This is a genomic window from Collinsella aerofaciens (assembly GCF_025289055.1).
In the GTDB taxonomy this organism is placed as follows: Bacteria; Actinomycetota; Coriobacteriia; order Coriobacteriales; family Coriobacteriaceae; genus Collinsella.
On sequence record NZ_JAESIQ010000002.1, the window covers coordinates 113,102 to 119,318 of the forward strand.

General features: G+C 59.1%; 5 protein-coding genes and 1 tRNA gene. 4 read left to right on the forward strand and 2 right to left on the reverse strand.

Features of this window, described 5'->3' with window-relative positions; translation table 11 throughout:
• Positions 1-162: 162 nt before the first annotated feature.
• Positions 163-975 (reverse strand): transposase, encoded by an 813-nt coding sequence (locus tag JMJ97_RS01420; protein ID WP_260698898.1) that lies wholly within the window; start codon positions 973-975, stop codon positions 163-165.
• A 403-nt stretch (positions 976-1,378) separates the two neighbouring features.
• Here JMJ97_RS01420 and JMJ97_RS01425 point away from each other — a divergent pair, with 403 nt between their 5' ends.
• The 4 genes from JMJ97_RS01425 to dinD all read left to right on the forward strand — a co-directional run bounded on the left by JMJ97_RS01425 (position 1,379) and on the right by dinD (position 5,941).
• On the forward strand, positions 1,379-2,113 hold the full coding sequence (locus JMJ97_RS01425; protein WP_006235554.1) for an iron-sulfur cluster assembly scaffold protein: 735 nt from the start codon (positions 1,379-1,381) through the stop codon (positions 2,111-2,113).
• Between the two features lie 18 nt (positions 2,114-2,131).
• A complete protein-coding gene (locus tag JMJ97_RS01430; protein WP_006235553.1) occupies positions 2,132-3,136 on the forward strand; it encodes a GGGtGRT protein in 1,005 nt (334 codons plus the stop codon).
• Between the two features lie 256 nt (positions 3,137-3,392).
• Entirely contained in the window at positions 3,393-4,919 is a 1,527-nt protein-coding gene (locus JMJ97_RS01435) for an FAD-binding protein (protein ID WP_260698899.1), read from the forward strand.
• Between the two features lie 161 nt (positions 4,920-5,080).
• Positions 5,081-5,941, forward strand: coding sequence for a DNA damage-inducible protein D (gene dinD, locus JMJ97_RS01440; protein ID WP_260698900.1), 861 nt, complete (start codon positions 5,081-5,083; stop codon positions 5,939-5,941).
• Between the two features lie 83 nt (positions 5,942-6,024).
• On the opposite strand, the gene JMJ97_RS01445 is transcribed toward dinD, so the two are convergent.
• Positions 6,025-6,100, reverse strand: a tRNA-Lys gene (locus tag JMJ97_RS01445).
• Positions 6,101-6,217 lie beyond the last annotated feature (117 nt).

The window sequence follows — 6,217 nt, forward strand, 5'->3', positions numbered from 1 at the left end:
CACGGCGCAGACGGGGGTAGGCACGGGCAAACCCGGACTGAGCTGTTATTTTATGCAAGATGACGATTGTTCTATGCATATTAAGAAGTGCAGTTACCGTACCAAGCTTTTGAACGCTGGTTGCGGCGTATGGACGACCCCAACTGCGGTGAACAGGCGACCTTACATCACGTTTCCGCCAGCCCGCATCGCCGTTCGCGCGCGGGCGCGCACGATACGAGAGACGGTACTTTTGCCAATCCCGGTATACCGCTCAATCTGGCGCACCGTAAAACCGGCATCGTGCAATCCAAAAATAACGGTATCGCGCTGCGCCGGCGGTGCGACTTTAACCCCACGAAGCGGAACCCCGAGCTCCTTCGCCATCTTGTCGGCAAAGGCGTGGCGTTCCCATTCCGTCTCTTTCATATCGCACAGCGCTGGCTCACTGCCGTCGGGCGTCGAAAGCGAATAGGCAATAAAGCCCTCGGCAGAACCAAAAAGCTCAAGCACGCAAGAAGGATCAGAAAATCCCCTCGCGACATCGGCCGCGTCACCGTCGTAAGAACGCAGATGTTCCGCAAAGCTGCTCCAGGGATAACGCTCGATTAGGCTAACGCCCACCTCCTGCGGATCGGCGTGTACGGAGCGAATAGCCTCCATCACCTGCCAATCGGTATCGAGCGAACGCCGGTCAAAACGGTTCTGGAACAGATGGCCTGTGCGCCCCGTGCGCTTATTGAACCGCCGCGCGTATGTCAAAAGCAGCCGGTGCATTGCCGCGCTCATCCTGTCCTCGTAATCTGCAAGCACCAAATGCACGTGATTGCCCATAAGGCACCAGGCGATAACCGTCACGCCCTCCTCGCGGCAGCGCTCGCGCATCAGCTCCAAAAACTCCCACCGGTCTTCATCGCCCTCAAAGATGAGCTGTTTGCCCACACCGCGGGCACAGACATGGTAAAAGCCGGTAACCGTTCTCCAAACGCGCTGCATGGCGCTCCCTTCGCCGGGATCTGCTTACCATCCAATACAGCACGATTGAAGCGTGCCATCAAAACATTCACGCAAAACAATACACTCGCGCGGCCAAAGGCAGCAAACAGGCGGCGAACGGCACCGTTGCAACAGGTCAACCACTGCAACGCTTGCAAGAGCGGACCAAAAGCTTGCCCAAGACGGACCCCCTCTACGGAAACTCACGACCACAGAACATAGAGTTAAACCGTTTCAATTAAAACTTCCGGACTTCTCGCTACGAAAACTGAGCCGTTCGCCGAATATTCCGTGCATTTCGCGGTATTATAGGGGCTGCATGTCATGTCCCTTTCGAAGGGTCGCCCGGCAATCGCCAGCCACGACCCCCAGACGGGACGCCAACACGATAGAGAGGAGAGGCATGCAGTACTCACAGGAAGTGGAGAACATGTGCCCCGTTGCCAAGGGTGCATACCACGGCCCCGCACCCATCCCCGAGGAGGGCAAGTGGGTCCAGGCTAAGGAGATTTCCGACATCTCCGGTCTTACGCACGGTGTGGGTTGGTGCGCACCTCAGCAGGGCGCCTGCAAGCTCACGCTGAACGTCAAGGACGGCATCATCGAGGAGGCCCTCGTTGAGACCATCGGCTGCTCGGGCATGACCCACTCTGCCGCCATGGCTTCCGAGATCCTTCCCGGTAAGACCATCCTCGAGGCCCTCAACACCGACCTCGTCTGCGACGCCATCAACGTTGCTATGCGCGAGATCTTCCTGCAGATCGTTTACGGCCGCAGCCAGACCGCGTTCTCCGAGGGCGGCCTGCCCGTGGGCGCCTCCCTCGACGACCTCGGCAAGGGCCTTCGCTCTCAGGTCGGCACCATGTTCGGCACCAAGGCCAAGGGCGCTCGTTACCTCGAGCTCGCTCAGGGCTACGTCACCCGCATGGCTCTCAACGACAAGAACGAGATCATCGCATTCGAGTTCCTGAACCTCGGCAAGTTCACCGACGCCGTCAAGGCCGGCAAGACCCCCGAGGAGGCCATCGCTGGCGCTATGGGCCACTATGGTCAGTGGGAGAACGCTGCCAAGTACATCGACCCGCGCACCGACGAGGAGACTCACTCCGTCGCCAGCGTGTTCCCGGTTCACGAGTAGAAAGGGAGGGAAATAACTATGACTGTTACGTTCGAAGGTTACGAGCGCCGCGCTGACAAGATCAACAAGTGCCTCGCCGACAACGGCATCGCCTCCCTCGAGGAAGCTCTGCAGATCTGCACCGACAAGGGCTTCAACCCGCGTGAGATCGTCAACAACACCCAGTCCATCGCCTTCCAGAACGCCGAGTGGGCCTACACCCTCGGTTGCGCTCTCGCTGTCAAGCGTGGCGCCAAGTCCGCTTCTGAGGCTGCCGCCATCATCGGCGAGGGCATCCAGGCCTTCACCGTTCCCGGCTCCGTCGCCGAGGACCGCAAGGTCGGTCTGGGCCACGGCAACCTGGGCGCTATGCTGCTCTCCGACGACACCGAGTGCTTCGCCTTCCTGGCCGGTCACGAGTCCTTCGCTGCCGCTGAGGGTGCTATCGGCCTGGCTCTAAACGCCAACAAGGCTCGCAAGAAGCCGCTGCGCGTCATCCTCAACGGTCTGGGCAAGGACGCTGCTCAGATCATCGCCCGCATCAACGGCTTCACCTACGTGAAGACCCAGTTCGACTACTTCACGGGCGAGCTCAAGGTCGTCGAGACCATCCCCTACTCCGATGGTCCCCGCGCCGCCGTCAACTGCTACGGCGCCGACGACGTCCGCGAGGGCGTTGCCATCATGTGGCACGAGAACGTCGACATCTCGATCACCGGTAACTCCACCAACCCCACGCGCTTCCAGCACCCCGTCGCTGGCACCTACAAGAAGGAGCGCCTCGAGGCTGGCAAGAAGTACTTCTCCGTCGCTTCTGGTGGCGGCACTGGTCGTACCCTGCACCCGGACAACATGGGCGCCGGCCCTGCCTCTTACGGCATGACCGACACCATGGGCCGTATGCACTCCGACGCCCAGTTCGCCGGTTCTTCCTCCGTGCCTGCGCACGTCGACATGATGGGTCTCATCGGCATGGGCAACAACCCCATGGTCGGTGCCACCGTCGCCTGCGCTGTCGCCGTCGAGGAGGCCCTCAAGGCCTAATCGCGCCCGCGCGATGCTCATATAGTTGAGCTTTGGAGCCGCTACCCACCCGGGTAGCGGCTCTTTTTGTTTGCGCTGGCGCAGGGTAGCTAATGCCGATATATCAGCTGGGGCGAAATGCAAGATGTGATGAGATGGAGCGTCAGAGCGTCCATGACGCCCACCTGCCATATTTGCCCTTTACCGATTTGCCGGGTCTTTGCGGCCCCATTGCCGATCACCCGTGCGACAATGCGCCGGACGAGAAAGGAATCCGATGGAATCGACTGATGTACTGGTAATTGGATCTGGCATTGCGGGCCTTTGTGCCGCCATCGAAGCGGCACGCACGGGTGCAACCGTCACTGTGGCAAGCGCCGGCAAGACCATGAGTGGATCGAGCTTCTTCCCGGGTACCTGGGGCCTCGGCCTCATCGGTCCCGTCGACGAAGACGACGAGCAGGACCTCATCGACACCATCCTGGCCGTCGGCGGCGGCGTTGCCGACCCCGAACTCGTCCAAACGTTCGTCCACGGCATTCCCCAAGCGATTGACTGGCTCGAGCAAGACCTGGGCGTTGAGCTCCAGCGTCCGCAAAGCGCCAAGAGTGCTCAACAAAAGCAATTTATCCCCTGCTTTGACCACAAGACGCGCATGTGGCGCGGCCTCACCCGCAAGCCCCTTGAGGACGCTCTGACGACCTGGATCGAGTCGCTCGGCATTCGCCTGCTCCCCCGCCATGAGCTTATCGACCTTGTTGAGGACACGAACGGCAGAATAACCGGAACCGTACTCTACGACCTTACCGAAAATCGAATCGTGCCCTTTGCTGCCAAGGCCACGATCATCGCAGCCGGTGGCACAGGCGGCCTGTTCGAGCGCAGCCTTACGTCGGCTGATGTGCTCAGCTCCTCGCAGGCCATCGCACTGGCGCACGGCGCAACACTTACTAATATAGAGTTCATGCAGATGATGCCTGGCTTCATCGAGCCCAGGCGTAACTTGGTCTTCAACGAGAAAACCTGGCGCTACGTGCATGTAGACCAGCCGGTAGATATTGCCGACGACAAGCTGGACGACCTGCTCGAGCAGCGCTCTGGATATGGTCCCTTCACGTCACGCTTGGCCTCCCGCGCTATCGATCTCGTCATCGAACAGGCAGGTGCCGAAGGCCTGGCACTCCACTACGACTTCCCCCGCGAGGATGTCCCAGAGTTTGTGCAGACCTTTGCCACCTGGCTGCAAGACGAGCACGGCATCGCGCCGACCGACGAGATGCGCGTTGCGATGTATGCCCACGCCGCTAACGGCGGCATCAAGATCGATAAGACCGCGCACACGGGCGTTGAGGGCCTCTACGCTTGCGGCGAGGCGACAGGCGGCATGCACGGCGCCGACCGCATTGGTGGCTTGTCAAGCGCCAACGGCATCGTGTTCGGGCGCGTCGCGGGCGCATCGGCAGCCCTTGCAGCGCAGAAAGAGCCTGAGGCAGCCCTGAAGGCGGATATCACCCTCCCCCAGTACGGCATTGCCACAACAGATGCCGAACGCCTGACACACAGCCTTAGGCACACGATGAGCACCTATTGCATGATCAACAGGACCGAAACAGGCCTATCCGAGGCCCTGCAACAGCTTGAAAGCCTGCAAGACGAAGCCACGGCTCTAAATAAGCCACATGCCAACGACAGCGAAATCGCTGCCCTCGCCCGCCTGCAATCGCAGATTCAGCTGGCACAGGAAATGGTCAAAGCCATGCGCAAGCGAACCGAAAGTCTCGGGTCGCACTATCGAGCGGATTAAACCGGACACCTATCTAAAGCAGAACACAACCAATCGATATCCATGGGCCCCGTGAGCTCGAAGCAGCACGGGGCCCATTCGTGTCCGCACGACAGCGTATCCTTATTCTGAATACAGAGCGGACAAAGCCCGCATAGAAAATAGACCAGCGAGGAGGAGATATGGACAGTAGAGATATCGAGAAGTGGCGTATCGAACTTGATAGCTACGCCAATGTGGAAGACGGCGTTGAGTATTGGCTCGCACGCGATTTAATGGAACCCATGGGGTACACTCGATGGGAGAACTTCGCCGAAGTTGTTAAGAGGGCAAAAGTCTCATGCGAAACAAACAAAACTCCAGTTGATTCCCATTTTCGTGACACCACGAAAATGGTAACTGCCGGTGTCGCCGCTCGCGCGGTTAAAGACTACAAACTTACGCGCTATGCATGCTATTTAATCGCACAGAACGGAGATTCAAACAAGCCAGAGATCGCGCTCGCCCAGGCATACTTTGCCGTGCAGACGCGCCGCCAAGAGCTCATAGAGCAGCGCTTCGCAGAGATTCAGCGCTTGCAGGCGCGTCACTCGCTATCCGATTCAGAGAAACAGCTCTCGGGTATTGCGTTCAAACGCGGCGTGGACTCCAAAGGATTCGCGATCATCAAGTCGAAGGGCGATGAGGCGTTATTCGGCGGCAGAAGCACGGCGGAAATGAAGCAGCAGCTCGGCGTACCCAAGAGAGCGGCATTGGCGGACAGGTTAGCCGATGTCCTCATCAAAGCAAAGGACCTTACGAACTCGATGACGGCCTTCAACGCCGAGGAACACGACCTGTACGGCCTGGACCAGATCAAGCAAGAGCACGTCGAGAACAACACGAGCGTGCGTGGCAGCCTCATCGACCGCGGAATTGTCCCCGAGAACCTACCGCCTGCCGAGGATACAAAAAAGCACGAGCGTCGCGTGAAGACAGACGAGAAGAAACTCAAGGAGGGTACTGACGGTTTTACCGATCCCCAGGGTAGGCTCGATCTGTGAAAGCGGCCGCGCCCTTTCGGGTTCGACCCCATGCGAGGTTAACAAAAAAGCGACCAGCTTAAGCCAGTCGCTTTAACATGCTTTGGTGGGCCGTCAGGGGGTCGAACCCTGGACCTTGGGATTAAGAGTCCCCTGCTCTACCAACTGAGCTAACGACCCAAAGCTAAAGTCCGTTATGGCGGACTTTAGAGGAGATATCGTGTGGTGGGCCGTCAGGGGTTCGAACCCTGGACCTTGGGATTAAGAGTCCCCTGCTCTACCAACTGAGCTAACGAC